Source organism: Myxococcus llanfairpwllgwyngyllgogerychwyrndrobwllllantysiliogogogochensis (genome assembly GCF_006636215.1).
In the GTDB taxonomy this organism is placed as follows: Bacteria; Myxococcota; Myxococcia; order Myxococcales; family Myxococcaceae; genus Myxococcus; species Myxococcus llanfairpwllgwyngyllgogerychwyrndrobwllllantysiliogogogochensis.
In genome coordinates this window covers 1-25,621 of the sequence record NZ_VIFM01000002.1, presented here as the reverse complement: position 1 = coordinate 25,621, position 25,621 = coordinate 1, and the positions used below count along the sequence as shown (strand labels likewise).

The following is a 25,621-nucleotide window of genomic DNA, read 5'->3' as shown; positions in this document are numbered from 1 at the left end:
CCCCTCGTCGCCCCTGGCGCATGCCGTCGCTTCACAGTTTTCCGCTCGTCATGCATCGCGAGACGGGCCCTCTCCACCTCGTACACGGGTCGTGGGAGACTCGGAGCTGATGACGGATTGGATTCCCAAGCCGAACCCCCAGGTGGACCTGCGCTCCCTGGTGCTCAGCGCGGAAGAAGGCTTCGTGCTCTCGCGGCTGGATGGAGCGACCGCCGCGCGGAATCTGCCCGCCCTCACCGGCCTGCCTCCCGAGCGACTCCAGGGCATCCTCACGCGCCTGGTGTCGCAAGGCGCGCTGCTCCCCGCCGCGCAGCAACCAGCGCCCGCCGCGAGGAGTTCCTCCGCCACGAGCCCCACGCCGCCCTTCCCCAGCACCGCGAGGCCCCTGGCCACGATGCCCCCAGGCGGAGCAGCCACAGGAGGCCCTGTTGTCACGGCCCCCTCCCCTGTCGGTGGCTCGGCGCCCGCACCGCGCACCGCCTCGCCCTCCACGGTGAGCCCGGGCTACGAGCCGCTCGCCGCACCCGCCACGGAAGCCTCGTCGCCGGACGAGGAACTGCCGATGCTCGACCTGCTGCCCCAGGAGGCGGAGGAGCCCGACTCCTCGGAGTCCGGAGCCCATGACGGCGAGGCTCCGGAAGAGGACACGGAGGACGTGCCTGAAGTCGCGCTGGGCAACTTCCGCCAGCTCTTCGAGACGCGGTTGCATCCGCAAACGGAGGACCAACGCGTGGCGCTGGCTCGCGCGTGTGAAGACCCGGAGCTGTCCGCGCTGTGCTTCGACCCGCTGCCTTCCGTCGTCAAGGCGGTGCTGGAGAACTCTCGCGTGGGGCTCGCGCATGCGCGGCTCATCGCGCGCAACCACCGCAACCCCGTGGGACTGGAGGCGCTCTGTGGCCGCGCGGCCTTCACCGCGGACACGGGCGTGCGCCGGTGGCTGGTGCGCAATCCACAGCTCCCCTCCGGACTCTTCCGGCGCCTGTGGAGCTCGCGGCGACTGATGGAGCTGTACAAGGTGACCATCGACCGCGACGTGCCGGAAGGCACGCGGCGCTCTTCACGCGAGGTCCTCCGTCAACGCTTCACCACCGGCCCCGCCGAGGAGAAGGTGGAGCTCATCCTCAACACGGAAGGCCGAGCGCTCGCGTCGCTCATCGGCATGTCCGTGGACGGCAAGACGGCGTCGCTCTTGTGCGGGCGCACGTATCGCTCACCGATGCTCATCCAGAACATCGCCCGCTGGAGCGCGGCGCCACCGCCCCTCATCGCGCACCTGTTGAAACAGGAGGCGGTGCGCCGCCAGCCTCAGTTGCGCATGTTGCTCACGCGCCACCCCAATGCTCCGGCGGACGTGAAGCGCGGCGGCGGCTGAGCCTCACGGCCTGCGCGCGGTGAGGATGGGCTGGTGGAAGCCGGTCTCCTCGGGCGAGTACCAGCGTGTATCCATCAGCCCCGCCCGGGTCAGCGCGCGCTCCACCTCCACGCGCTGGAGGGCCCGGTAGACGCCGGTGTGCTCCGTCGCCTGCCAGCCCGCGCCCTCGGGACGAAGGATGAACTGGTGCACCTTGTACGTGCGGCCGTCGGCGGCCCAGTCCCAGACCTGAAACAGAATCCGACGACCCTCGGGTGCATCCAGCACACGCTCCGAGGTGAAGCGCGGCTGCTGCGCCATCAACAAGTCGTAGTCGCGCACGCTCAGCGCCAGCATGCCGCCCGGTTTCAGCTTGGAGGCCATCGCGTGCGCCGCGGCATCCAGGTCCTCGTCGGTGAGCAGGTGCGGCACGGCGTTGTCGAAGGCGAGCACCAGGTGGAAGGTGCCTGACACCTGCGTGTCCAGATGCCGCATGTCCGCGACGCCCGTGGTCAGCGTGATGCCCATGGCGCGCGCTTCGCGCTCGGCGCGAGCCACGGCGGCGGGGCTCAAGTCCGTGGCGTGGACGACGTAGCCTCGGCCCGCGAGCCCCAGGGCCTGGGTGCCGATGCCGCACGCGCAGTCCAGCACGCGCCGAGGGGGAGGCTCGCCACAGCGACGCAGCAGCGCATCCAGCGCGGCGCCCTGCCGCTCCACCGACTGCGCCCAGTTGACGAAGAGCAGGTGGTACTCCTCCGCCAGCCCCTCGTAGAACCCGAGCACGGAGTCACTCATGCGCACGGGCTCCGTGAGCACAAGTCCCGTCTTGGAGTGAGTCGCTCCGGAGGTCTCATGTCCCGAAGGACCGTCCCTCCACGGCCTCGATGGCGGCGCGCAGGTGCGCGGGCACGGGGACGGTGTCGTTGGTGACGTAGTTCAGGGTGACGATGACGGCGGTGCCCTTCGTGTAGAGCACACCGTCCTCCTCGCCGAACACGGCGTGCTCCAGCGTGACGGACGTCGTGCCGATGCGGGAGACGCGCGCGCAGGCCACGAGGCGCGCCGGGAAGACGACGGGGCGCACGTATTCGGCCTGGGTGGCCTTGAGGATGGGGCCCACGCCGCCCGGGGCCCGGGTCTCTCCCGTGCCCGACGGACCCGTCATTCCGATGCGCACCAGGTAGGAGATGCGGGCGGACTCGAACCACGTGAAGGTCCGGGCGTTGTTGGCGTGGCCGAACGCGTCCATCTCACTCCAGTGCAGGGTGAAGGGGACGGCAACGGGGAAGTCCTGGGAGGTGAGGTCCGCCATGTCGGGCAGGGTGCCCCAGTCGAGGCCATGAGGGAACGAAGAACACCGCCTGCCTGCTCTCCAGTCAGGGGCCGTGGCCGTGATAATCCAGCTACACGATGAGTCCACGACTCCAGATCTCCGCGCTGGCCCTCATGGGGCTCGGTATCGCCACTCCAACCTGGGCCGGCGAGCCCGCGCCCCAGACATCGCCCGGTGTGAGCTCGCCCCGTCCGACTGTCGACACATCGCGAGCCACCGCCGCGCCAGGCGCGAAGCCCACGCCACCCGCCGACACGCGAAGCGCTCACGCCTCGAACCCCACCGCCGCGCCGGGCACGAAGCCCATGCGACACCGCGTCACCACCGCCGAGGCCCCGCGTCACATCATCGCGGGAGGCAAGGGCCGCGCGACGCTGTTCCTCAACGAGGGCACGGGCGCCACCGCCGCCTCGCTGACGCTGCTGGAGCTCCAGCCCGGAGGCGAGGTCCCCGAACACACGCACGACACGAGCGTCGAGATTCTCTACATCGAGGAAGGCGACGCGGACATGACGGTGTCGGGGCAGACGATGCGCGTGAGCAAGGGCGACGCGGTCTACATCCCCGCGGGAGCGAAGCACTCGGCACGCGTCGTCTCTCCAGGCGCGCCCTTCAAGGCCGTGCAGGTCTACGCCGGCCCCGGGCCCGAGCAGCGCTTCACCCAGGGCCCGAGGGAGAACATCCCCCATGGCAAGTGAGCGGGACGGGGCGGCGGCGCGCAAGGACGGCGAGGCACCCGCGACACAGTCCGCGAAGGTGACGACGGGTGAGCGTCCTCACCTGGTGGAGTCGAGAAACGAAGCCGCGCTCATCTCCGACAGCGGCACGGCGACGAAGCCTCGGCGGCACGCGGGCATGGTGCGCTGGCTGCACCCGGCCCAGCTGTTGCGCACGGGCCTGGATGCACTCGTGGCGGCCGTGTTCGGCGCGCGCGCGGACCATCGCCTCATCGAAGCGGTGGTGCGTCCGCAGGAGCCCTACTTCGACTACTCGCAGGAGACGCTGCCCGACGGCGACTTCTGGCTCGACTACGTCGCGGACACGGGAGACGGCTGGGACTCCACGTACACGGTGGCGCGACTGCTGGCCCTGCCGGAGCTGAAGCTGACCGTGCGAGGACAACCCAGGGCGGGTGAATACGACACGAAGCGTGGACGCGTGCTCGTCTCTGGCGGCGACGGCGTCTACCCCGGCGCCAGCCGTGAGACCTACGAGGAGCGGCTGATACAGCCCTACGAAGCGGCCATGCGTCGCTCGGTCGCGCCCAATCCAGACCTGTTCGTCATCCCGGGCAACCACGACTGGTATGACGGCCTGTCTTCCTTCATGCGGCTGTTCTGCGCGAACCGGTGGATTGCCGGACGGCGCACGCGGCAGAGCCGCAGCTACTTCGCGCTGAAGCTGCCGCACCGCTGGTGGCTCATCGGCACGGACGTGCAGCTCAACAGCGACATCGACGTGCCGCAGGTGGAGTACTTCCGGCAGGTGGCGGAGAGCATGGGCCCGGAGGACCGCGTCATCCTCTGCAACGCGGAGCCGGCGTGGATTCTCGCGGCCACGCAGCGACGCAAGGGCAGCTACCTGGAGAACAACCTGGAGTACCTCCAGGAGAAGGTGCTCGGCCGGCGCATCAGCGTCTTCCTCGCGGGAGACCTGCACCACTACCGGCGCCACGAGGATGCCGCGGGCCGGCAGAAAATCACGGCGGGCGGAGGCGGTGCGTTCCTGCACCCCACGCACGCGCCCAAGGCGCACGTGCTGCGCGACGGGTACAAGCTGGAGAAGAGCTTCCCGGACGAGCGCACCTCGCGGAAGCTCGCGCGAAAGAACCTGTTCCTCATCCGCTACAGCCCGCTGTTCGGCTTGATGACCGGGGCGCTGTATCTGCTGCTCGCGCTGGCCGCGTACGCGGAGGTGGGCTCGCTGGGCGTCGCTCAGCTCGGCGACGTCGTGATGGCGGTGGCCAACAGCATGGTGAGCCGTCCCTGGACGATGGTGCTGGGGCTGGGCACCATCGGCGGGCTCATCGGGCTGGCCGACGCGGCGTTCGGGAAGTGGCGGTGGTTGGCGGGCACGCTGCACGGACTGGGGCACATCCTCGCGGCCTTCTTCGTGGCCTGGGGTGGGACGTACATCGCGGTGAGCGGGCTGGGCATCTGTCCGGAGCTGACGCCGGACGGACTCAACTGCACGGCGGGCTGGGCACACCTGGCGGGCAAGTTCCTGATGTCCTCGGGGCTGACGTTCCTGGGCGGCTTCCTGGTCGGCCCCTTCGTCATGGGGCTCTACCTGTGGCTGAGCGTCAACGTCTTCGGGGCGCACTCGAACGAGGCGTTCATCTCGCTGGCGCTGCCGGACTGGAAGAACTTCCTGCGCCTGCACATCAACGAAGCGGGGCACCTCCTGGTGTACCCGGTGGGAATCGAGCGGGTGCCTCGCAAGTGGAAGCAGGTCCACGCGGGTCCCCATGCGCCCGCGTACGAGCCGGATGACTCGAAGGCCACGCCGCCCGCGCTCATCGAACCACCCCTGCGCGTCTAGGTCGTTTTCCCTGGAGGCGGACGTGCCACCTCCGAACGCGGCCGTCCCACAAGCGCACAGTGGACGAGGCTCCCCTGACGACGCACGTCGTCACTTCGCGCCCTTGAGTCGGGGCGTCGGGTTGGCACGCGAATGGCTTTGAGGTGGGGCATGCCCTCTTTCATCCAGGACCTGCGCCACGGCGCCCGCTCACTGCGTCGCAGCCCCGGCTTCACGCTGGCGACGGTGCTGGCGCTGGCGCTCGGCATCGGCGCGAACACCATGCTCTTCAGCGTGGTGAGCGCGCTCCTGCTGCGCCCGCTTCCCCTCCCTGGAGCGGACAAGCTGCTGTCGGTGTGGGGGCAGGACACGCAGCGGACGGACCGGAACACGGGCCTGTCGCGGCTGGACGCGGAGGACCTGCGGCAGAAGGTGAAGTCCTTCGACGGCTTCGTGGCCTTCGACGTCAATGGCGTCACGCTCACCGGGCCGAATCTGGAGCCCGAGCGGGTGGAGGCCGCGGCGGTGTCGGAGGACTTCTTCCGCGTGGCGGGGGTGAAGCCCCTGCTCGGTCGGGTGCTCATCGACGAGGAGTTCCTGCCCAACGGCGCACGCGCGGTGGTGATTTCGCACGGGCTGTGGAAGCGCCGCTTCGGGGCGGACCCGCGCGTCCTGGAGCGCATGGTGGAGATGGAGGGAAACGCCTACCAGGTCGTCGGGGTGATGCCGCAGGGGTTCGACTTTCCGAGGGAGGGCGCCAGCGAGCCGCTGGGGCTCTGGGCCTCGCTGGCCTCGCAGGACTTCATCCGTGACAACTGGGACAGCCGAGGCACGCACCTGCTCGTGGGCATGGCGCGGCTGGCGCCCGGAGCGACGGTGGAGCAGGCTAACGCGGAGGCTCGCTCGGTGATGGCGGCGCTGACGCAGGCGTATCCGGACTCCAACCAGCGCACGAGCGCGACGGTGATGGGCTTGCAGGCGCGGCTGTCCCAGGACACGCGCCGTCCCGCGCTGCTGCTTCTGGGTGCGGTGTCGTTGTTGCTGCTCATCGCCTGCGTCAACGTGGCGCAGTTGCTGCTGGCGCGCGCGCTGGCTCGGCAGCAGGAGTTCGCGGTGCGCACGGCGCTGGGAGCGGGTCGGCTCGCGTTGGCGCGGCAGTTGTTGGCGGAGGGCTCGTTGCTGGCCGTCACGGGCGGAGTGTTGGGATTGCTGTTGGGAACCTGGGGCACGGATGCGCTGAGCGCGCTCCTGCCCGAGTCCGTGCAGCAGGTGCAGACGGTGAGCGTGGACGGACTGGCGCTCGTGTATACGGCGGGGTTGGTGCTCGCGGTGGCGTTGTTGTGCGGGTTGGCGCCGCTGGGCACGGCGGTGAAGGCGAGCCTCGGCGGTCTGCTCCAGAGCACACGTGGCACGAGCGCCAGCAAGTCCGCGTTGCGCTGGCGCGCCGTGCTGGTGTCCACGCAGGTGGCGCTCGCGTTGGTGTTGCTGGTGGGGGCGGGGTTGTTGGTGCGCAGCGCGCAGCGACTGGCGGCGGTGGACCCGGGCTATCGGTCCGAGAACGTGACGCTGATGCGGTACAACCTCCCGGCGGCGCGCTACACGGGCGAGACGATGGCGACCTTCTACGCGCGCTTGCTGGAGCGGGTGCGCGCGCAGGCGGGAGTGGAGGCGGCGGCGCATGTCACGCCGGGCGTGGTGACGGGTGGAGGCATCAGCCTGACGTTGGATATCCCAGGTCGGCCCACGGCACCGGGCGAGCAGCAGGACACCAGCTACCGGGCGATGAGCGACGGGGCCTTCGCGACGCTGGGGATTCAGCTGAAGCGGGGCCGGGACTTCACGACTCAGGACACGTTGACGTCGCCGCCGGTGGTGGTGGTGAACGAGTCCTTCGCGCGGCGCTTCTTCCCTGGGGAGGAGGTGCTCGGCAAGCGGGTCATGATTGGTTACGGCGACAAGGTGGAGCGCGAGGTGGTGGGGGTGGTGGGAGACGTGCGAGGGCGGGCGCTGGACAGTCCGGCGGAGCCGGAGCTCTACGCGCCGCTGGGGCAGACTCCGTGGCCGGGGACGACGCTGATGGTGCGCAGCCGCCTGCCGATGGAGAGCGTGGCGGCGGCGGTGAAGGCGGAGATGGCGCAGCTCGACTCGCAGTTGTCGATGCGCAAGCCCACGACGCTGGAGGCGAACCTGGAGCGCTCGGTGGCGGACCGGAACTTCCAGCGCGTGTTGCTCCTGGCCTTCGCGGTGTCGGCGGTGGCGCTGGCGTCGCTGGGTATCTACGGGTTGATGGCGTACAGCGTGGCGCAGCGCCGGCGGGAGCTGGGCATCCGGCTGGCGCTGGGAGCGATGCCGGCGGACGTGGTGCGGCTGGTGATGAGGCAGGCGCTGCGGATGTGCGCGGTGGGCCTGGGCGTGGGATTGCTGTTGGCGCTGGCGATGTCCCAGGTGCTGGAGGGCATGCTGTACGACGTGAGCGCGACGGACCCGCTGACCTTCCTGGCGGTGCCGGTGCTCCTGCTCACCGTGGTGGCGCTGGCCAGTTGGCTGCCCGCGCGCCGGGCCTCGAAGGTGTCGCCCGGCGTGGCGATGTCCGCGGACTGAGGCGCTGACCTGACGGCTCGAGGCTCTCCACCCCGCGGGCCGAGGTGGACCCCGCGCCGAGCTGAGAGGAAACATCGTTCCATCAGGTGCGAGCCCGGGCGACAGCGGCTCACCATCGGGTTGTCATCTTTCAGTCCGGCCACGCTCAGCACTGCGCCGGCTCCTCCTGGATTCCCCACGGTGGGAAGTCATTTTCCCACCCCCGTCGGGCATACGCCTTGCTGTGCATCTGGCGGCAGCGAGATGCCCTGGGAGGGTGGATGCGCGGTGGGTGGCGATGGGCGACGGCAGTGGGCATGGCGGTGTTCCTCGGCGCATGCGGTGACTCCTCCGACGCGGACGACATCGATTCGCCTGATGGCCCGGGCCCCTGGCCCACGGACGCGGTGAAGGACTACGCGGCGTCGTTTGGCATTGGCGCCGGTGTCCAGAGCATCGGCGTCGACGAAGGGCACAACATCTGGCTGCTGAAGGGCGCGGAGATCGGCGTGCTGCGTCCCGGCGACACGGCCCCCACGTGGACGCGCGGCGTCGGACAGGCAGCGGAGGGCTTCGGTCGGGACAAGAAGGCGCTCGGCGCCACCGTCATCTGCGGTGGCGAGGCGGGGCGCGCCTACGTGGGCTACCACACCTACGAGCTTCAGCCCGAGGTGCCGGAAAAGCCCCACGCATACATTCCCCTGGAGGGAGAGCCTCACTACTCCGCGGAGCGCTTCGCGGAGTACCAGAAGGGTGACCTGGACGCGGTGCGCCTGGGGTCCGACGGCAAGGTGGAGTTGGAGGAGCACCTGTGGCGCAGCGCGGGCGTATCCGGCGGCAAGCAGCAGCTCGGCCTCCGCAACACCAATGACTTCCACTACGACGAGGACCGCTCGGTCCTCACCTGTCAGCGGGTGATGCGCGGGAGGGACCGGGGAGATGTCTACATCGGCACCAACCACGGCGTGACGCTGATTCGCGGCCTCACATACAACAGCCACCGTCACGCGGCCTGGTATCGCGAGACACCGCGCGAGGACGGCAGCGTGTCCCAGTCACTCCAGGCGGGCTTCAACTGGGGGCTCGGACTTGGCCCCGACGGTGAAGTGCTGGTGGCCAATGACTGGCTGGTGGGCATCCTGGAGCCCAATGGCGTGCTGGAGGACTTCGACAAGGAGCGCACCTGGGAGGGCCCGGTGCCCTGGAGCTACAAGGGGCACAACTCTCAGCTCAACAGCCTGGAGGAGTTCGACCACTGGCGCGCCATTGCCCGCACGAAGGCGGGTGCCACGTGGGTGGGCAGTCGCGACTTCGGCCTGTGGCGCATGGAGCAGACGGATCGCTCCAGCGCGAACTACACGCGCATCACCGCCCTGCCCTCCGACAACGTGACGGCGCTGGCGGCCACCGACGGGGGCATCGTCTACGTGGGCACCGATGACGAGGGCCTGTGGCGCATCGAGGAGGACGCAGAGACGCTCACCCGCGTGGACTCCGTGAATGGAAAGCAGGTGCTCCAGCTCGTGTACGACCCCACCGTGGCACCCGCCATGCTCTACGTCCTGACCGACACGGGCCTCACTGTGTTGCGGGAGTAGCGAGACGACCTCCGACCTTCCCTTGCAAGGCATCGCACCACGGGCAATGCAGCCAGGTCCCCTCCAGGCGAAATCAAGCAAGACTTCAATCGGAACCGGAGCAAGTCGGCGAGCCACACCGGCCACACCGCCGCGCCGCACGTCTGGCAATGACGCGCGACGCGGCGTGAAGACTCACCAGACCTGCACGGGAGCGGCCCGGATGAGTGACAATCCGGTGCCAAGCTGTCCATTGGCGCTGCCGCCCCAGGACCAGAGGCTCCGGTCCGCGAGGATGGCGTGGGAATGGTCTCCTCCGGCGGCGACCGCCACTGCGGTACCAAGCGCGCTCACTCGCGCGGGCAGGAGCTTCGACGTGGACGGGACTCCATCTCCCAGCTGTCCCTGCTCATTGCGTCCCCAGGACCAGACCAGTCCTCCCACCGTGATGGCGAGGTTGTGATTCACACCCGCCGCGATGGACAACACTCCGGTCAGCACCTTCGTCTGGACGGGGATGAGCTTGCCGACCGTGGTGCCCTCCCCCACCTCTCCGTAGGAGTTGGAGCCCCACCCCCACACCGTCCCGTCGGACTTCAAGGCCAGGACATGGCTATTTCCCGCCGACACGGCGGTGATGGCCGTGAGCCCCGGCACCTGGACGGGCAGCGAACGCGGCACCGTGGAGTTGATCCCCAACTGCCCCTGACTGTTGGCGCCCCAGGTCCACACCGTCCCGTTCGCCCTCAAGGCCACCGAAAAGGAGTTCCCCGCCGCGATGGCAGTCACCTGCGTCAGCCCCTGCACCTGGACCGGCTGGGAGCGCAGGGTCTGCGTCCCGTCCCCCAGCTCTCCATATCCATTGCCCCCCCAGGCCCACACCGTCCCATCCTCCGCCAGGGCCATGCTGTGCGCGGACCCCGTGGAGATGGACAGAAACCGGGTCGAGGGCATCACCTGCACGGGATTGAAGCGCTGGGTCCGCGTCCCGTCTCCCAAGGTTCCACTCGAGTTCGACCCCCAGGCCCACGCCGTTCCGTCTGACTTCAGCGCCAGCGCATGGGAATACGCCATGGAGACAGCCACCATCCCCGTCAGCCCGGGCACCTCGGTGGGCTCCGGCCGGGTGAATCTGCTTCCGTCCCCCAACTGCCCCCACGTGTTCACGCCCCAGGTCTGGACCTTGCCGTCCGGAGTCAATCCCATCGAGACCTGAGTGGCCGCGGCCACCCCACGCGAGCGAAGCACCAACGAGGGAACAGGGCTCGCCTTCCTGTCGGTCACCCCATCACCAATCTGGCCGTAATAGTTGTGCCCCCAGGACCACAGCGTCCCGTCGTCCTTCATCACCAGGGAATGCGTCCCGCCCGCCATCAGGGACCGGACATTGGACACACCCGGAACCTGCGCGGGCAGCGGCCGCGACGCGGAGACGCCCCCGCCCAGTTGCCCGAGCGAGTTCCCGCCCCACGTCCACACCGTCCCGTCCGCCTTCAGCGCCGAGGAGAACGCCCCATTCGCGGACACGGCGACCACCCCCGACAGCCCCACCACCTGGGCAGGCGCCATCCGAGACACGAAGGTGCCATCCCCCAGCTGCCCGGAATCGTTGTTGCCCCAGGCCCAGACCGTTCCATCCGCCTTCAGCGCCACGGAGTGGCTGTTGCCGCCCCCCACGGCCACCACGTCCGAGAGCCCCTGCACCTGCGTCGGGGCCACCAGACCTGGTCCGATCGGCTCCTCGGGGTCCAGCTCCATCGGGAGCGTGCTGTTGTAGCCCCACGTCCAGACCGTGCCGTCGGACTTCACTGCCAACGAATGCGCCTCACCCGCGGCGATTGAAACGATGCCCAACAGCCCCGGGACATAGGTGGGCAGGGTCCGGTTGAGTGCCGTCCCATCGCCCAGCTGTCCGGCGGAGTTCGCACCCCAGGACCACACCGTGCCGTCCGCCTTCAACGCCAGGGAATGACGGATGCCGGTGGCCACGGCCACGGCCACCAGAGGACCTGGGACCTGGACCGGGAGCTTTCGCCAGGTCGTCGTCCCATCTCCGACGGAGCCGTAGCCGTTGTAACCCCAGGACCACACCGTGCCGTCTTCCCTGAGGACCACCGAATGCACTCCTCCGGCCGCGACCGAGCCCACCAGGGGCAGCCCCGGAAGCGTGACCTTGATGGGCCCCCAGCGCGACTCGGTCGACCCATCACCCATCTGCCCATACAGATTGCTGCCCCAGGACCAGACAGTGCCGTCCGCCTTCAACGCCAGGGAATGGCTCTGCCCCCCCGAAGCCTCGACTCGCTCCAGCCACGCGCGCGTCGCGATGGGCACCGACTTCATCAGATACGTCCCGTCGCCCACCTGCCCGTCGCTGTTCGAACCCCAGGCCCAGACTTCGCCGCTCGCCTTCACCGCCACCGAGTGCTGTCCGCCGCCCGCCGACACGCCCCGGACCTGCGTGAGGCCTGGCACCTGCACTGGAGACAGCCGCTGGAGCATCGTCCCATCCCCCAGCTGCGACCTCGCGTTGCTGCCCCACGCCCACACCGTCCCATCGCCCTTCAGCGCCACGGTGTGCTGCCCGCCGCCCACCACCGCCTCGACACCACTCAGCGCCGGAACCTGCGTGGGCACGAGGCTCACGCCGGTCGACCCCAGGCCGAGCTGGCCTTCGTCGTTCTTGCCCCAGGTCCACACCGTGCCGTCCACTCTCAGCGCCACCGTGTGCGAGCCTCCGCCCGACACGGACGTCAGGCCCGTCAGGCCCGCGAGCGCCGCGGGCAGGGTGCGGCCCGTGAGGTCTCCGGTCCCCAGCTGTCCGTCCGCGTTGCCGCCCCAGGACCAGACGCGCCCATCCGCGGTCAGCGCCAGTGAATGGACATTGCCCGCGGAGATGGCCATCACCCCGGACAGGCCCTGCACCTGCACGGGCGACGTCCTTCGCGTCGTCGTCCCATCCCCCAGCTGTCCTGTCGCGTTGTTGCCCCACGCCCACACCGTTCCATCCGACTTCAGGACCAGGGAGTGGGAGAAACCCGCGGCGATGGCCACGCCGTTCGTCAGTCCAGGCACGGGCACGGGCACGTGCCGCGAAGTCATACTCCCATCCCCGAGCTGTCCACTCATGTTGTTGCCCCACGCCCACACCGTCCCATCCGACTTCAGCGCCAGCGAATGCAGCTCACCCGCGCCGAGCGCCCGGATGTCGAACAAGCGCCACACCCGCACGGGGAACGGACGCGAGCGCGTCGTGCCATTGCCCAGTTGTCCGAAGGTATTGCCACCCCAGGACCACACCGTCCCATCCGAGCGCAGGGCCAGGGAGTGGTTGCGCCCCGCCAGCACCGTTCCCTGACGAGAGAAGCCCTCCGCGGCGCGCGCGGAGGCGGGCTCAGGTGTCGTCTCCTCCGGAGCACTTCCTGTGCATCCCCCCATCCACAGCGCGCACAGCAACCCGCACCACGCAGCGATGCCAGACATCCGTCTCGTGCCACGATTCATGAGTGAGTCCCCCTTTTCAAAACAGCTCGGGAACCAAGCACCCGTGAGGACAAAGAACAAGACCCCGAATGTCTCTCACGGCCTCACGGACGTGAAAAACGTCTCGGGACTGGCTGACACGTGTGTCTCGGTTGCATCCAACCGCCAGGTCAATGGAGACCTCCAGGTTGGGGGTTCGTGTGGTGACGGGAAACGCAGGCCGTTACGCTGCGCTGCCCCTCCTCCCCCTCACGACACGAACATGCCTACTCTCTTCGACCCCATCACCGTGGGCGACCTGCGGCTCGCCAACCGAATCGTCATGGCGCCGCTGACGCGCAACCGCTCGCCTGGTGCCATCCCTCCGGACCTCGCCGCCACCTACTACGCCCAGCGCGCCTCCGCCGGGCTGCTCATCAGCGAGGCGACCGCCATCAGCCACCAGGCGCAGGGCTACGCCGACGTGCCCGGCCTGTACGCCCCCGAGCAGCTCGCCGCGTGGAAGAAAGTCACCCACGCCGTGCACGAGGCAGGGGGCCGCATCGTCACCCAGCTCTGGCATGTGGGGCGCGTATCCCACACGGAGCTTCAGCCGGGCAACGCAGCGCCCGTGGCTCCCTCGGCCGTCGTCGCCAACACCCGGACCGTGTTGTTCAGGAACGGAGTCCCCACGTTCGAGCCGACCTCCGTTCCTCGCGCGCTGGAGGCGGCGGAGCTCCCCGGCATCATTCGTGATTACGCGCGTGCCGCGCGCGACGCCGTGGAGGTCGCGGGCTTCGATGGGGTGGAGATTCATGGCGCCAACGGCTACCTGCTCGACCAGTTCCTCAAGACGGGCTCCAACCAGCGCACGGACGACTACGGCGGAAGCATCGAGAACCGGGCTCGCCTGATGCTGGAGGTCACGCGCGCGGTGATTGACGCCGTAGGGGCCGGACGCACGGGCATCCGCCTGTCCCCCGTCACCACCGCCAACGACGCGTTCGACGCCAACCCGCAGCCGCTCTTCGAGTCCGTCGTGCGGGAGCTGGCGAAGCTCGGCCTCGCCTACGTCCACATCATCGAGGGGGCCACTGGGGGAGCGCGTGAGCTGGCGGACCGTCCATTCGACTACGCCGCGCTGAAGAAGGCGTATCGCGACGCGGGCGGAAAGGCGGCGTGGATGGTCAACAACAGCTACGACGGGGAGCTCGCGCGCAAGGCCGTCGAGGCGGGCGCGGACCTCGTCTCCTTCGGCCGCTTGTACATCTCCAACCCGGACCTGGTGCGCCGGTTGCGTGAGAACGCGCCCCTGGCCCGGCTCGACAAGACGACGCTCTACGGCGGCGGCGCCAAGGGCTACATCGACTATCCCAGCCTCTGACCTGGGGCGGGGTAGCGCCACTGCCAGACATCGGCGTGGCCTTCACCCACTCCGCGCGACTCAGGGTGCGCGAAGCTCCACCTGCGAGGACTGTTTGCCCAGCCATTCACCTCGCAGGTGGTTGTTGCCAACCTCCAGTCGCAGCTGCGCCACCGGGGTGCCGTCCGCATCCTGCTCCTGCAGGTCGAGCTTCCCGCCTTCTTCCTGGCCGTTCAGCTCAATCCGCTTGCGATATTTCTCGTAGAAGTACACGCCGGACACCGAGTTGTCGTACTGCTTCTCCAACACCATGACAATCGGCTGCTTGCCGATACGACCGCGCAGCACCTGACCCAAGACATCGCCTGACAACGCCTGGCCTTCACCCAGCAGCACGCTCTTGCCATAGGCCGTCAGATGCGGACGCAGGGTGGCGTACGGCAGTGACAGGCTGACACCGCCTACGTCGTCGAGCGCGCGCGAGGCGTGGTTGCTGCAGCGCTCCGCCGTCAGAACGGCTACCTCCGCATTGAACTCCCAGCGCTCATCGAAGGAGGTCCTGGCGGACGCTGCCTCTGCATCCTGCGCATTGCTTGCCAGACACTCGCGATTGAGGGCGATGCGCGCCTCCAGGTCGTCAAGCGTCTCGCTATCAGCTTTCTGCTTGCGTGACGCCTTCAGCTCCTTCTCATGCTTCGCCATCTGCGCCCGGTAGACGCGCTGTTTTTCTTTCTGCATGCGTTTGCTCAGCGCCTGCACTCCGACACGGCTGAACAACTCCTGCGGATTGAGCAGGCGGCCGGTCCGTGTGTCGAAGCTGAAGGCGACATGGTCCGTCTCGCAGTAGGCGCCGCAGACTTCGGCCTTGAATCCAATCGTGAGCAGCCGCGCATCGTTGCGCTTCACTCCGAATTCCTGACCGGCCAGGCCCGCCAGGTCCATTTCCTGAGCGGGCAGTCGAGGTTCCGCCTTGGCTGGCGCCAGCGCCTTGAACCGGGCGATGAACAGGCGGTCATTGATATTCGCGGCCACCTCCGGCTTGTCGTGGGTGATGAACGGCATCTGGATGACGTCCTGCGGATAGGGGTGCTCCGCATCCGGCTTGGGGATGACCGTGAGCGTCGTCACCTTCAGGTCGGCCGCCTGGGTACCGCCCGCGAGCAGCGTGGCCAGAAGAGGGAGCAGCGCGAGATGTACGGGAAGACGCTTCATCGGGAATCCTTGGACATGACGACGACGTCGGCATCCTGCCGCATGGAGCAGCCGAAGAGCAGCCCATGCACCACGTCGTGGACTCGCGCCTGGCGTTATTGCAGGCTTCACTCGTAGGCCGTGCGGGATATGACACTCCGACGGCCCTGCACGGCTTCACAACCGCCGTACCCACTCGACCCGGAGGACCTCCATGCCCCGTTCCGCTTCCGCGCTGCTTGCCCTGGGACTGCTGCCTTTCGCCCTGACCGCCTGTGGTTCCCCCGAGGAGCCCACCCTCGGTGACGACGCCCTGGGTGAGGCCGAGCAGACCGTCTGCACCCCGAACATGTCCGTCACCTTCGGAACGGCTGACAACTTCGGCGGAGGACCGGACCCGTTGCCCTACGCCCCCACGGCGATGCCCGAGTTCGTCACCTACCTCGCGGCCAACGGCATTCCGGCCAGCCAGCTCAAGACGCTGGATGACGCCACCTCCAACCGTCATACCGTGGCCACGCTGCGGCACGGACTTCGGAGCTGTTTCACCCAGACACCGTTCTGCACGCTGACGCTCTGCGCCTATTCCCGGGCGCTTCCGACAACCCCTCAGAACGACACCATCACCGTGCACGACACGGACTTTGGCACCTACAGCTTCCCCATCATCGCCAACACGGCCGTGACGCCCGCGCTGACCCCGACGTGGAACCCGGGCAACACCGCCTTCCTGTGCATGCCGCTCCCCATCACCTCGGTGGGCGACATGCTGCAGTTCCGCATGCAGAACGAGTCCATGGTGGACTTCATCCGCATCAACCTGAACTGCTGAACTCAGTAAGTCGGATGGAGACCTGACGGCCCGCGGAGCAACCCTCCGGGGGCACGACCCAGGCGGAATCCTCAAGCCTGTTTCTTCATCTGAATCTCCACGACGCGCGCTGATGCGAGCTCCCCCAGAATCCTCCGCAGGCTTCCGGGGTTGTTGCCGCCAAGGTCGAAAGCCCGCCGGTTCCCGGTTCCTGCTCTCGGCGTGCCCATGCACACCATGACCGCGTCAGGCCGCTCATACAGCCTGCAGAACGGGCCCGTGGGAATTGGTTGGTCGAATCCAAGACTGCTCATCACGGGGTCGAGGTTCATCAAGAAGTCTGGGGTGTCGCCCTTGAGGCTGCCGCTGCAGGTGTGCGGTGCCCTGTCGATGCGAAACAAGGAGAGCGCTCCCCACGCGAGCATCTCCCTCAGCGTCTCGAATGCGTCGGTCAGTTCCTTGCCGCGAGCTTCACGCGACGTGACCATGGCATCGTTTCGTACAGGCGCCTTGAAGTCGTAGAAGAGATGCAGCGGCATCATCTCATCGGACTCGTAGGCGATGAGCAGAAAGCGGGGATCAGGCTTGACCAGCGCCTGGGCGTAGCACGCCAGCACGCGCTCGGCCGAGAAATCCAGGGTGGGGTAGGCCAGGGGTCCCATGCTCTGTCCCATGTGACCCAGGAACCAGCGATAGAACGGAGGCAGGGGACGGCCGGCAATCCGCTCGACCTTCTCAATCGTGGAAGGACTGGCGCCCCGCCACTGCTCCGCGAGCCCAGGGACGGTCCGCAGCAGCAGGCTCTCCAGTTGGGGCTCTACTCCTTCGTGTGTCGGCATTGCCTCTCCTGGACTTCCGGGCAGATCATCATGGGGAGGAGGACACAACAGGTGCCGCACGGCGGAACCGTCTTCCCATGCGCGAATGGACCTGCGACCACCGTACCGCTCGCCCGGTCCCGGAACTTGATCTTCCCTCGGGTCGGTCTGCCTTCGGGATGGAACCACTGCTCCGTGATGCCGGAAGGGAAGGCATCGTCCTCCAGCACGAGCAGAAGCGCTTTAGGAGCAGCACAGCGTCCTGGAGGGTATGCGGCCGGTCGCTGCTGATTGCGACGGAACTTCTGGTACTCCTTGCCGGCGTCCACCCAGACGGTCTTCACTTCGTCCGCGCGCTGCTTGAACCGTCGCTTGAAGCGGATTGACCCAGCCACCGCGCCCCTCTCCTCCCACTGAACCCCACGCGACCCGCCATGAGGCGGTGTACACAGAGGCCATGCGTGCCCCTGTCTCCTTCTTCCTGACTCCCCCCGAGGGACTCGCCGGTGTGCTGACTCCCACGCGACTCGCGGCCATGCGCGCCACGGTGGCCGAGGGCCTGGAGGACCCCGAGGAGGACGATGACGACGTCCTGCTCCTGGAGCTGATGGACCACCTGTCCCGGCACGGCGCGGACACCGTGACCCGGCTTCCCGAGCGACTCGAGGACGGAGTCTGGGACCTGCTCGACGTGCTCGCGGACGAACTCGTCCACCTGGACGAGGACACACGAGGGGAACCCCTGGAGCTGGCCACGCAGCTCCATCCCAGCGAGTACGACCTCCAGGCGGCGGAGGCCGTCGTCGGCGCGTCCTGCCCGGAGCCCATCCAGCGACTCTGGCGCTTCACCGTCTCGGGCCGCATGCCCGGAAAGGATGGACCCATGGGCCGTGGCTTCAAGCGCGTGTACCCGGCCCTCGGCTTCTGGACGGGCACCGAGGTGCGCCAGCTTCGCGAGGGCCTGCGCGAGCACCTCGCTGGCGCCCCCGACTACAAGCCCCTCCTCCGCTCCGCCCGCATGCGCGCCTGGTTTCAGCGCAAGCTGTCCCTCGCGCGACGCGGCGACCCGGCACGCGCGCTCGACGCGGCCACGCACGCCCTGGACAAGGCCTCCCGCCAGGGCCTGGGCCTGCTCTTCATTCGCTGAAGCCCCGTCACGCGAGGCTGCGCGCCAGGCTCCCCAGCGTGGACACCGCCGCTTCGACTCGCGGCGTCCACGGCTGACCACAGCTCAGTCGGATGAAGTTCCGATACGAGTCCGGCCGCGCGGAGAAAATGGGCCCGGGCGCGATGCTGATGCCCGCCTCGATGGCGCGCTCATGCAACGCCAATGAGTCCACCTTGGGCGGCAGCTCCACCCACAACAACGAGCCCCCCGACGGCCGAGCCACCCGCGTCCCCTCCGGGAAATACTCCGCCACGCCCCCGGCCATGCTCTCCACCTGGGACATGAGATGGCGGCGCAGCGAGCGCAGGTGCCGGTCATACCCGCCCTCTTCCAGGAACCGCGCAATCGCGAGCGGAGGCAACGACGCCGTGGCAATCGTGTGCGAGAACTTCAGCAACTCCACCCGCTCGCGGAACCGTCCCGGCGCCACGTACCCGACGCGGAACCCTGGCGCGAGCGTCTTCGAGAACGAGCCACACAGCAGCACGTTCCCCGACGTGTCGAAGGACTTGCACGTGCGCGGGCGCTCCGCATCGAAGTGCAGGTCTCCATACAAGTCATCCTCGATGAGCGGAACGCCCCGCGCCTCCAGCATCGCCACCAACCGACGCCGCCGCGCCTCCGGCATGCAACTGCCCACCGGATTGCTGAAGCTCGGCACCACCAGGACCGCCGCCACGCGCCGCCGCTCCAACGCCGCCTCCAACGCATCCAGCTCCATCCCATGTCGCGGCGAGCACGGAATCTCCAGCGCCTTCAGCCCCAGCGACTCGATGGCCTGCAGCGTGCCGTAGTACGCGGGAGACTCAATCGCGATGGTGTCCCCCGTGCGCGCCACGGCGAGCAGGCACAGGTGAATCGCCTCCGCCGCGCCACAGGTGATGATGAAGTCCTCGGGTGCCAGCGCCCCACCCCAGTCGAGCGAGCGCCGCGCCAGTTGCTGCCGAAGTTCCGGGCACCCCGGCGGCGCGTCGTACAGCACCCCCACGTCACCCGCCTCGCGCGTGAGCGCGTTCAACTCCCGGTACAGCCTGCGCGTGGGCAACAGCTCCGGCGCGGGCCACGCCCCACCGAGCTGCACGATGCGAGGGTCCCTCATCGCCTGGTACACGCGGGACACCAGCCCGCTGATGGTGACGGGCGTGGCGCTCGTCGCGGGCCGGGACACCTGCGGCTCGGCGAGACGCGGGCGCTCGCGGCGACGCACGTAGTGGCCCGACTGCGGCCTCGTCTCGATGAGCCCCACCGACTCCAGGTGCAGATACGCTTGGAGCACCGTGGAGACACTCACCCGCTCACGCAGGCTGAGCTGTCGCACCGAGGGAAGCCGGTCCCCCGCTCGCAGCGTCCCCGCGGCGATGGCCTCCTCCAGTCGCTCGGCCACCTGCTCGTACAGCTTCGGTTTGTGTGCCAGCGCGCCCATGCCACCTCCGTCGAGATGCCGTCCCGCGACCCGTATCGGTACCGGGCCCGACGCCCGCTGCCCAGATACACCTGACCGCATGTCGGACCGGTACAGTTTCCCACCCCGGGACTGTACTGGTCACAATGACAATCGGCTGCATCTGTTCTGTTCCCGCGACAGGGCGCATGTTGCGACGCGCAAGGAGGTCATGGAGCCATGGAGTCGATGTTCGCTCTGACGCGGCGGAGTTGGTGGAGCACGCTGTGGAGTCACTTGAAGCCGGAAGCACACCCGGAAGCGGAGTCAGGCTGCTTCGGACTGTTCCAGGGCGCACTGTGGAGTCGGCGCGTGCGAGGAACCGAGGGCCTGACGCTCACCTGCACCGAGGGTCGGCTCTGGCTCACGCTCGACGCGGACCCGACGGACCATGTGCTGGAGCCCGGCGCCACGCTGCGCCTGGAGCAGGCAGGCCACATCGTGGTGCAGGCCCTGAGGCCGGCGCGCTTCCGCCTGACGAAGGGCGCGCACCCGCCTCCCTGTCCCTCGTGAGCCTCACCCCTCCAGCTTCACGGGCGCGGGCACACCCACCGCGTCCGGACGCTGGCCCAGCACACTCAGGAGGAAGGCCGCCCCCACCCCCAGCATCAGCACGGGTGGGAGCACCCCCTGCTCGAGCTGGGCGGCGAAGGACAGGTTCGGCTGGGCCTCGCGGAACAGGAGGCTGACCAGGGCCAGGCCCCCCTGCAGCGTGAAGAACAGCCCGCTCAGCAGCCCCACGGGCCGCGAGCGCCACAGCGCACGCACCGCCAGGAGGACACCGCCCAGGAGCAGTCCCTCCAACGCGGCCTGATAGAGCAACACGGGGTGCCGCGCGGGGAGGATGCGGTGCAGCTCCGCGAGGAAGGCCGCATCCGCGCGCGTCAGCGCCGCCACCTCATGCCCCGGCGCATAGGCCAGGGTGGACACGTCGAACGACGGCGTCACCACGGGCTGGAAGCCCGGCATCCCCACCTCGGCGGGAAAGCGCACGGCCCAGGGCACGGAGGTCACCTGCCCCAGCGGCGCGCCATCCATGAACACCGCGAGGTACGCGAGCAAGAACCCCAGCGGCGCGAGCACCACCAGCGCATCCGCCACCTGGAGCCACGGGCGTCGCTGCTGGCGAGCGAAGTACACCGAGAAGGCGAGAACTCCCAGCACCGCCCCCAGCACCGACGCGCCCCCCTGTCGGAACTGGAAGAAGACCGAGCCGTCGCGGGAGAAGTCATCCCACTGATGCAGCAGCACGTACCCCAGCCGTCCGCCCAGAATGACCCCGAAGAGGCCGGCGTAGAGCACGAAGCCCGACACCTCCTGCTTCGCGACAGGGCCTTCACCTCGCGCCGCCTGACGCCGGAGCACCACGAACGCGAGCAGGAAGCCCACGAGGTACGCCGCCCCCGTCCAGCGAAGGGAGAGCGTCTCCGAGAAGCGGAACAGGAAGGGATTGATTCCGTGCAGGAAGGGGGTGTCCACGGCGCCTCGCTCGGCAAGTCCCACGGGCGGGCGAGCCACCCCACCCGTGGGCACACGTCCGCTACTTGAAGAAGTCTTCAGGAGGGATGTTCGTGAGTTCCGTCCCGACGACCTTCCGGAAGTAGAGCGTGTACGCACCATTGCTGCCGATATCGGCCCGCTGGTAGCGGAAGCCATCCAACTTGCCATCGGCGAGCAGCCGATTCCAGTCCGTCCCGTTGACACGGATGGTCGCGCTGGGGCCACAGCAATTGTAGGTGACGTCCGACGTAATCACCCCCCCGGTCCAGGACATCGACATACAGCTCTGCTCATACAAGCCGAGCTTCACCGTGGCGGAGCCCTGATTCATCGTCTTGATGCAGTCCTCGGCACCCTGCGCCGTTCCCTGGGACAGACACAGCCAGACAAGACACAATCCCGCCATCATCTTCTTCATATGATTTGCCCTCCGTTGGGTTTCGAGTCAGGGCTACAGCAGCGGCTTGCTGGCGGTCTCGGTGGCCTTGGTGTCCACCTTCTTGTTCTTCGGCTCCTGCTTCGCGGCCTTGTCCTCCTCGATGGTGAGCGTCCTGGGCTCGGCGGCCTTGGACTCCGGCGCCGGCTTCGTGGTGGAGGGAGGAGGCGTCTTGGCCGGCGGAGTCTTGTCCGCGGCGAATGCTCCGGAAGCGATGCAGACAAGGCACAACGTCACCCAGTTCTTCATGGGAACGATTCCTTTCAGGACTGAAGGGATTCATGGGCCCTCTGAATGACGCGAAGTCACACCACGATGGGCCCACGCGCACTGTTGCCGCGTGGCATCAAACTCACAATCACCCTGGCAGGCTGATTGCTGTTGCTATTCAAACAGCGGGAGCGCTATCGGAGGCTCCTCTTCAGATAGAGCGCGAACGGCACGTGGGTGACGGCCTCGCCGGAGAGCGGGACCTCCAGCGTGCCGTCATACCGCGCGGGCCTGCGCCCCCGGGAGACGACCTCCGGCTGGATGGTGATGCTCATCCCCACCTTCAAGAAAGGCTCCCGCGAGTCCTCCACCTCGGGGGCCTTCAGTCCGAAGTAGAGGTCCAGCTCGTACCGCTGCGCCGACTCATTCACCCGGAACGCCGCGCGCTCCACGAGCAGCTTCTCCTCCAGCTTCTTCAGGACGCCCGGGATGAAGTCCACCTGGAAGGTCCCCTCCAGCGTCTGGATGACATCCTGGACGCTCTTGAGCGACTGGGGGTCGACAGCGATATCGAGTGCCATGGCGCGCCTCCGGCGACACAACCGCGTGGACAGTCCCTCGTCGGAGCGCTCCGCGTCGCGAAAGCCAGACACGTCGAGCCCCGGCCAGGCGCAGGTGATACCGCACCGTCCGGACGAGGCTGGGAGGCCATTTGACGGGGGCGTCGACTCCGCGACAGGGATGAAGCCCTCGTGTCGGGAAGTCCGCGAGCCGGAGACTGTCTGCCTTCACACGGCGGGCTCGGACCGCGGGGCGACGCGGGAACACCGTAGGTGCCCGAGGAGGCCCCCTGGTGTGCAGGGGGCCTCGTGCGGCGGAGGACGGCTCAGGGCACCGTGAGGATTTCGGCGCCCTGCTCGGTGACGAGCAGCGTGTGCTCGAACTGCGCGCTGCGGGTGCCGTCGGCGGTGACGGCGGTCCACCCGTCGTCCCACGTGCGGTGGCCCCAGCCGCCCTGGTTGATCATCGGCTCGACGGTGAAAATCATGCCCGTCTGGATGACGGTGTCGGCCTCCGGCTCGTAGTAGTGCGGAATCTGGAGGGCCGTGTGGAACGTCTCGCCGATGCCGTGGCCACAGTAGGCGCGCACCACGCTCACGCCGTTCTTCGTGGCGTGCGTCTCAATCGCGCGGCCGATGTCGCTGATGGGGCGACCGGGCTTCACGGCGGCGATGCCCAGCTCCAGGCACTCGCGCGTGACGCGCACCAGTCGCTCGCTCTCCGGCTGCGGAGTGCCCACGAAGTACGTGGCCGAGCAGTCCCCATGCACCCCATCCAGGAAGATGGTGATGTCCAGGTTGACGATGTCCCCATCCTCCAGCGCGCGGCTGTCGGGGATGCCGTGGCAGATGACCTCGTTGACGGAGGTGCACAGCGACTTGGGGAAGCCGTGGTAGTTGAGCGTGCTCGGGTAGCCGCCCCGGCGGATGTATGCCTCGTGGGTGATGGCATCCAGCTCGTCGGTGGTGATGCCCGGGCGGACGTGGCTGGCCACCTCCTGGAGCACCTCCGCGGCGGCCTTGCAGGCGCGGCGCATGCGCGCGATGACGTCCGGCGTCTTGATGTCGGAGTCCCCGCCGCCTCGACGCAGCGGCCGCCCGGACACGGCGTAGTCCGGACGAGGGATGTTCAGGGGCACATCGCGGCGGGGGCTGATGATGCCCGGCCGGATGCCATTGCGCGCCACCTCGGGGCCCTTCTTGCGGGCCTCGACGGCGTCGGCGCCACGGTGACACTTCTTGTACTTGGTGCCGCTGCCGCACCAGCAGACGTCATTGGGACCGGGCAGCACGGCGGGAGGGGTACGGGGACTGGCGGTGGTCATCACTCAACTCCGGTGTGGACCGTGTCGGACTTGCGGGCGCGCAGCCAGCGCATCACCTGGGGACGCAGCCACAACCGGGGACGTCCCGTGCCCAGGTCCAGGATGGGCCGGGGCATGTCCGGGTAGCGGCGCAGATAGGTGCTGACGCTGTTGGAGTGGCGCAGCTGCAGCAGCCCGGCCACGCCCTGTGCGTCGATGAGGTCTTCGGTCTTCACCATGGGACACATGAAGGGCTTGTCTATACCCTTAGACACGGCTCGGCGCACGGCTTCTTTCCGCCTCCCCGGGTGAGGGGCGGCCGGGCGACCAGTGGAGAACAACGCCCCCTGGGGGCCCTCCGGCCGAGGTCGGGGACGCCAGGGCCGGAGGGGAGCGGGCCCGCGGGTCGGCGAGCGCCTGGTGCCGGGCTCCAGGCGGCTTCCGCCCCATGTCGCGCGGGCACGTCGAGCCCTGCCCTGGGAGTTGTCCGCCGGTGACCCACCATGGCGGGTCACACGAGGAGGGTTCGACCTGCTAGGTTCATCGGCTTCCAGGAGACCTCTGACGACCATGAGCACGCGGACCCCATCGATGAATCCGGACGCCCTTCCTCCGGGCCTCGTCATCACGGGCGGATGGCGCGTCATCGAGCGGCTGGGCTTGGGGGGCTATGGCGTCGTCTACCGCGTGGAGCCCACCGACGCGCCGGGGCGCTACTTCGCCCTCAAGCTGGCCCGCGACGCGTCCGAGGGCCGTGCGCTGCGCGAGCTCACCCTCTTGCTGGACCGCGCGGTGCATCCGAACGTGGTGGCGGTCCACGCCTGTGGCCGCTGGCCGGACATCGTCACCGGCCACTTCTACTTCGTCATGGACTGGGTGCCCGGGCCTCCGCTCCACGTCTGGGCGGACCACCACAACCCCACCTTCCGACAGCTCCTGGAGACGCTCCGTCGCGTGGCCCTGGCGCTGGACACGCTGCACGCGGGGGACGTGCTGCACCGGGACCTCAAGCCGGAGCACATCCTCTTGCGGACCCCCGAGGGAGACCCGGTGCTCATCGACCTGGGCGCGGGCGTGTACACGGGTGCGCCCACGCTGACCACCGGTCCCCTGCCCCCGGGGACGCTCTACCTGCGCAGCCCGGAGGCCATCCGCTTCCACCAGCGCCACTGGCGTCATCCGGATGCCCGCTACACCTCCGTGGCCACCGATGACCTCTATGCGTTGGGGGTCTGTCTGTATCGCGCCGCCACCGGGCACTACCCCTTCCTCCCCGACTGGCCGGCGGACGTGCTGTGCGCCGCCATCACCTCGCAGGAGCCGCCCGCGCCCTCCACGGTGAATCCCCGCGCGCCGCCCATGCTCGACACCCTCCTCCAGCGGATGCTGGACAAGGACCCCGCGCGCCGCTTCCAGAGTGGCGCGGAGCTGGCATCGACGCTGGTCGCCACCCTGGAAGGCACACCCGGCGAGGCCTGGGATGAGCCCCTCTTCGACTGGGCGGAGGCTCCGCTCGTCGCGGTGGACGGCGAGCCGTCGCAAGCGCTGCGCCGCGTGCGCCGTCCGGAGTGGGCTTCACATCTGCGCAAGCCTCCATCGAAGGCACGGGCCCGGTTGCAACAACTGTGGGCCACGGTGCTGGGCACCCTGCGGCCACCACCGAGTCCCGCGCCATGGACCTCGCCCAGACACGCCACGTTGGAGGGCCAGGCGCGGCGGCTGCATCCCCATCCCTATCGACGCCTGCTGTTGACGCTGGTGGGAGTGGTGGCCCTGGGCGTGTTTGGGAGCCGTTTCATGGGCGGGTGGAGACAGACAACTCCACAGGTCATCCATGAAATGACCTCCCCCACTGGTCAGAAACTGGCCAGCGCGCGTGAGTCGCCGCACAGTGGCGGAGTCGCGATTTCGCCCATGGCGGAGCCCACCCCCGCGACCGTCGCCCCCGTGGCGCCGTCACTCCAGGACCCCACTCCCGTGAAGAAGGCCCCCGCCC

At 68.6% G+C, this 25,621-nt stretch carries 23 protein-coding genes; 10 read left to right on the top strand and 13 right to left on the bottom strand.

The window, feature by feature from the left end:
* Nucleotides 1–109: 109 nt before the first annotated feature.
* Complete coding sequence (locus FJV41_RS00595; protein ID WP_181790301.1) at nt 110–1,372, top strand: hypothetical protein; 1,263 nt, start codon at nt 110–112, stop codon at nt 1,370–1,372.
* 3 nt (nt 1,373–1,375) lie between these two features.
* Here FJV41_RS00595 and FJV41_RS00590 read toward each other — a convergent pair whose 3' ends face one another.
* Complete coding sequence (locus FJV41_RS00590; protein WP_141640394.1) at nt 1,376–2,146, bottom strand: class I SAM-dependent methyltransferase; 771 nt, start codon at nt 2,144–2,146, stop codon at nt 1,376–1,378.
* Nucleotides 2,147–2,201: 55 nt separating this feature from the next.
* Entirely contained in the window at nt 2,202–2,663 is a 462-nt protein-coding gene (locus FJV41_RS00585; protein ID WP_174453825.1) for an acyl-CoA thioesterase, read from the bottom strand.
* A gap of 98 nt (nt 2,664–2,761) precedes the next feature.
* Here FJV41_RS00585 and FJV41_RS53415 point away from each other — a divergent pair, with 98 nt between their 5' ends.
* The 4 genes from FJV41_RS53415 (at nt 2,762) to FJV41_RS00565 (ending at nt 9,382) form a co-directional block, all read left to right on the top strand.
* A complete protein-coding gene (locus FJV41_RS53415) occupies nt 2,762–3,382 on the top strand; it encodes a cupin domain-containing protein (protein WP_246136918.1) in 621 nt (206 codons plus the stop codon).
* 157 nt (nt 3,383–3,539) lie between these two features.
* Nucleotides 3,540–5,225, top strand: coding sequence for a metallophosphoesterase (locus FJV41_RS00575; RefSeq protein WP_141640477.1), 1,686 nt, complete (start codon nt 3,540–3,542; stop codon nt 5,223–5,225).
* A gap of 150 nt (nt 5,226–5,375) precedes the next feature.
* Nucleotides 5,376–7,805 carry an ABC transporter permease gene (locus tag FJV41_RS00570; RefSeq protein WP_141640392.1) on the top strand — a complete coding sequence of 810 codons (2,430 nt, stop codon included), beginning with the start codon at nt 5,376–5,378 and terminating at the stop codon, nt 7,803–7,805.
* A 260-nt stretch (nt 7,806–8,065) separates the two neighbouring features.
* Nucleotides 8,066–9,382 (top strand): ligand-binding sensor domain-containing protein, encoded by a 1,317-nt coding sequence (locus FJV41_RS00565; RefSeq protein ID WP_181790300.1) that lies wholly within the window; start codon nt 8,066–8,068, stop codon nt 9,380–9,382.
* Between the two features lie 174 nt (nt 9,383–9,556).
* On the opposite strand, the gene FJV41_RS00560 is transcribed toward FJV41_RS00565, so the two are convergent.
* A complete protein-coding gene (locus tag FJV41_RS00560; protein ID WP_181790299.1) occupies nt 9,557–12,844 on the bottom strand; it encodes an RCC1 domain-containing protein in 3,288 nt (1,095 codons plus the stop codon).
* Nucleotides 12,845–13,106: 262 nt separating this feature from the next.
* Here FJV41_RS00560 and FJV41_RS00555 point away from each other — a divergent pair, with 262 nt between their 5' ends.
* Nucleotides 13,107–14,207, top strand: coding sequence for an alkene reductase (locus FJV41_RS00555; protein ID WP_141640389.1), 1,101 nt, complete (start codon nt 13,107–13,109; stop codon nt 14,205–14,207).
* Nucleotides 14,208–14,267: 60 nt separating this feature from the next.
* On the opposite strand, the gene FJV41_RS00550 is transcribed toward FJV41_RS00555, so the two are convergent.
* Nucleotides 14,268–15,398: a hypothetical protein gene (locus tag FJV41_RS00550; RefSeq protein WP_141640388.1), complete on the bottom strand. Its 1,131-nt coding sequence runs from the start codon at nt 15,396–15,398 to the stop codon at nt 14,268–14,270.
* A gap of 193 nt (nt 15,399–15,591) precedes the next feature.
* Between FJV41_RS00550 and FJV41_RS00545 the strand changes: the two genes are divergently transcribed.
* Nucleotides 15,592–16,209, top strand: a complete 618-nt coding sequence (locus FJV41_RS00545) for a hypothetical protein (RefSeq protein ID WP_141640387.1) — start codon at nt 15,592–15,594, stop codon at nt 16,207–16,209.
* Between the two features lie 71 nt (nt 16,210–16,280).
* Here the strand turns inward: FJV41_RS00545 and FJV41_RS00540 are convergent, their stop codons facing one another.
* Nucleotides 16,281–16,850: an SMI1/KNR4 family protein gene (locus tag FJV41_RS00540; RefSeq protein WP_246136917.1), complete on the bottom strand. Its 570-nt coding sequence runs from the start codon at nt 16,848–16,850 to the stop codon at nt 16,281–16,283.
* A 155-nt stretch (nt 16,851–17,005) separates the two neighbouring features.
* Nucleotides 17,006–17,401, bottom strand: a complete 396-nt coding sequence (locus tag FJV41_RS00535; protein ID WP_141640386.1) for a hypothetical protein — start codon at nt 17,399–17,401, stop codon at nt 17,006–17,008.
* 62 nt (nt 17,402–17,463) lie between these two features.
* On the opposite strand from FJV41_RS00535, the gene FJV41_RS00530 reads away from it, so the two are divergent.
* Nucleotides 17,464–18,153 carry a hypothetical protein gene (locus tag FJV41_RS00530; RefSeq protein ID WP_141640385.1) on the top strand — a complete coding sequence of 230 codons (690 nt, stop codon included), beginning with the start codon at nt 17,464–17,466 and terminating at the stop codon, nt 18,151–18,153.
* A gap of 7 nt (nt 18,154–18,160) precedes the next feature.
* On the opposite strand, the gene FJV41_RS00525 is transcribed toward FJV41_RS00530, so the two are convergent.
* Nucleotides 18,161–19,597: an aminotransferase-like domain-containing protein gene (locus FJV41_RS00525; RefSeq protein ID WP_141640384.1), complete on the bottom strand. Its 1,437-nt coding sequence runs from the start codon at nt 19,595–19,597 to the stop codon at nt 18,161–18,163.
* Between the two features lie 198 nt (nt 19,598–19,795).
* Here FJV41_RS00525 and FJV41_RS00520 point away from each other — a divergent pair, with 198 nt between their 5' ends.
* Nucleotides 19,796–20,128: a DUF2917 domain-containing protein gene (locus FJV41_RS00520; protein WP_246136916.1), complete on the top strand. Its 333-nt coding sequence runs from the start codon at nt 19,796–19,798 to the stop codon at nt 20,126–20,128.
* Nucleotides 20,129–20,131: 3 nt separating this feature from the next.
* On the opposite strand, the gene FJV41_RS00515 is transcribed toward FJV41_RS00520, so the two are convergent.
* The 6 genes from FJV41_RS00515 to FJV41_RS00490 form a co-directional block, all read right to left on the bottom strand.
* Nucleotides 20,132–21,094: a prolipoprotein diacylglyceryl transferase gene (locus tag FJV41_RS00515; RefSeq protein WP_181790298.1), complete on the bottom strand. Its 963-nt coding sequence runs from the start codon at nt 21,092–21,094 to the stop codon at nt 20,132–20,134.
* 61 nt (nt 21,095–21,155) lie between these two features.
* Nucleotides 21,156–21,533, bottom strand: a complete 378-nt coding sequence (locus tag FJV41_RS00510) for a hypothetical protein (RefSeq protein ID WP_141640382.1) — start codon at nt 21,531–21,533, stop codon at nt 21,156–21,158.
* A gap of 33 nt (nt 21,534–21,566) precedes the next feature.
* Nucleotides 21,567–21,800, bottom strand: coding sequence for a hypothetical protein (locus FJV41_RS00505; protein ID WP_141640381.1), 234 nt, complete (start codon nt 21,798–21,800; stop codon nt 21,567–21,569).
* A 155-nt stretch (nt 21,801–21,955) separates the two neighbouring features.
* Nucleotides 21,956–22,342: a hypothetical protein gene (locus tag FJV41_RS00500; protein WP_141640380.1), complete on the bottom strand. Its 387-nt coding sequence runs from the start codon at nt 22,340–22,342 to the stop codon at nt 21,956–21,958.
* A gap of 305 nt (nt 22,343–22,647) precedes the next feature.
* The gene (map, locus tag FJV41_RS00495; RefSeq protein WP_141640379.1) at nt 22,648–23,646 is read right to left on the bottom strand and encodes a type I methionyl aminopeptidase; all 999 of its coding nucleotides are present in this window, start codon (nt 23,644–23,646) and stop codon (nt 22,648–22,650) included.
* Nucleotides 23,646–23,864: a hypothetical protein gene (locus FJV41_RS00490; RefSeq protein ID WP_174454334.1), complete on the bottom strand. Its 219-nt coding sequence runs from the start codon at nt 23,862–23,864 to the stop codon at nt 23,646–23,648. The genes map and FJV41_RS00490 overlap by 1 nt, the downstream gene beginning before the upstream one ends.
* Before the next feature lie 331 nt (nt 23,865–24,195).
* Here FJV41_RS00490 and FJV41_RS00485 point away from each other — a divergent pair.
* Nucleotides 24,196–25,621, top strand: a 1,426-nt coding sequence (locus FJV41_RS00485; RefSeq protein WP_141640377.1) for a serine/threonine-protein kinase, incomplete at its 3' end; no start/stop codon positions are given.

Coding starts and splice junctions, on each gene's coding strand:
- FJV41_RS00525 (WP_141640384.1), bottom strand. CDS start 19,597: ATGGGCGCGCTGGCACACAAACCGAAGCTGTACGAGCAGGTGGCCGAG.
- FJV41_RS00565 (WP_181790300.1), top strand. CDS start 8,066: ATGCGCGGTGGGTGGCGATGGGCGACGGCAGTGGGCATGGCGGTGTTC.
- FJV41_RS00545 (WP_141640387.1), top strand. CDS start 15,592: ATGCCCCGTTCCGCTTCCGCGCTGCTTGCCCTGGGACTGCTGCCTTTC.
- FJV41_RS00560 (WP_181790299.1), bottom strand. CDS start 12,844: ATGTCTGGCATCGCTGCGTGGTGCGGGTTGCTGTGCGCGCTGTGGATG.
- FJV41_RS00570 (WP_141640392.1), top strand. CDS start 5,376: ATGCCCTCTTTCATCCAGGACCTGCGCCACGGCGCCCGCTCACTGCGT.
- FJV41_RS00585 (WP_174453825.1), bottom strand. CDS start 2,663: ATGGCGGACCTCACCTCCCAGGACTTCCCCGTTGCCGTCCCCTTCACC.
- FJV41_RS00505 (WP_141640381.1), bottom strand. CDS start 21,800: ATGAAGAACTGGGTGACGTTGTGCCTTGTCTGCATCGCTTCCGGAGCA.
- FJV41_RS00490 (WP_174454334.1), bottom strand. CDS start 23,864: ATGGTGAAGACCGAAGACCTCATCGACGCACAGGGCGTGGCCGGGCTG.
- FJV41_RS00530 (WP_141640385.1), top strand. CDS start 17,464: ATGCGTGCCCCTGTCTCCTTCTTCCTGACTCCCCCCGAGGGACTCGCC.
- FJV41_RS00500 (WP_141640380.1), bottom strand. CDS start 22,342: ATGGCACTCGATATCGCTGTCGACCCCCAGTCGCTCAAGAGCGTCCAG.
- map (WP_141640379.1), bottom strand. CDS start 23,646: ATGACCACCGCCAGTCCCCGTACCCCTCCCGCCGTGCTGCCCGGTCCC.
- FJV41_RS00555 (WP_141640389.1), top strand. CDS start 13,107: ATGCCTACTCTCTTCGACCCCATCACCGTGGGCGACCTGCGGCTCGCC.
- FJV41_RS00540 (WP_246136917.1), bottom strand. CDS start 16,850: ATGGGACCCCTGGCCTACCCCACCCTGGATTTCTCGGCCGAGCGCGTG.
- FJV41_RS00510 (WP_141640382.1), bottom strand. CDS start 21,533: ATGAAGAAGATGATGGCGGGATTGTGTCTTGTCTGGCTGTGTCTGTCC.
- FJV41_RS00575 (WP_141640477.1), top strand. CDS start 3,540: ATGGTGCGCTGGCTGCACCCGGCCCAGCTGTTGCGCACGGGCCTGGAT.
- FJV41_RS53415 (WP_246136918.1), top strand. CDS start 2,762: ATGAGTCCACGACTCCAGATCTCCGCGCTGGCCCTCATGGGGCTCGGT.
- FJV41_RS00590 (WP_141640394.1), bottom strand. CDS start 2,146: ATGAGTGACTCCGTGCTCGGGTTCTACGAGGGGCTGGCGGAGGAGTAC.
- FJV41_RS00550 (WP_141640388.1), bottom strand. CDS start 15,398: ATGAAGCGTCTTCCCGTACATCTCGCGCTGCTCCCTCTTCTGGCCACG.
- FJV41_RS00520 (WP_246136916.1), top strand. CDS start 19,796: ATGGAGTCGATGTTCGCTCTGACGCGGCGGAGTTGGTGGAGCACGCTG.
- FJV41_RS00595 (WP_181790301.1), top strand. CDS start 110: ATGACGGATTGGATTCCCAAGCCGAACCCCCAGGTGGACCTGCGCTCC.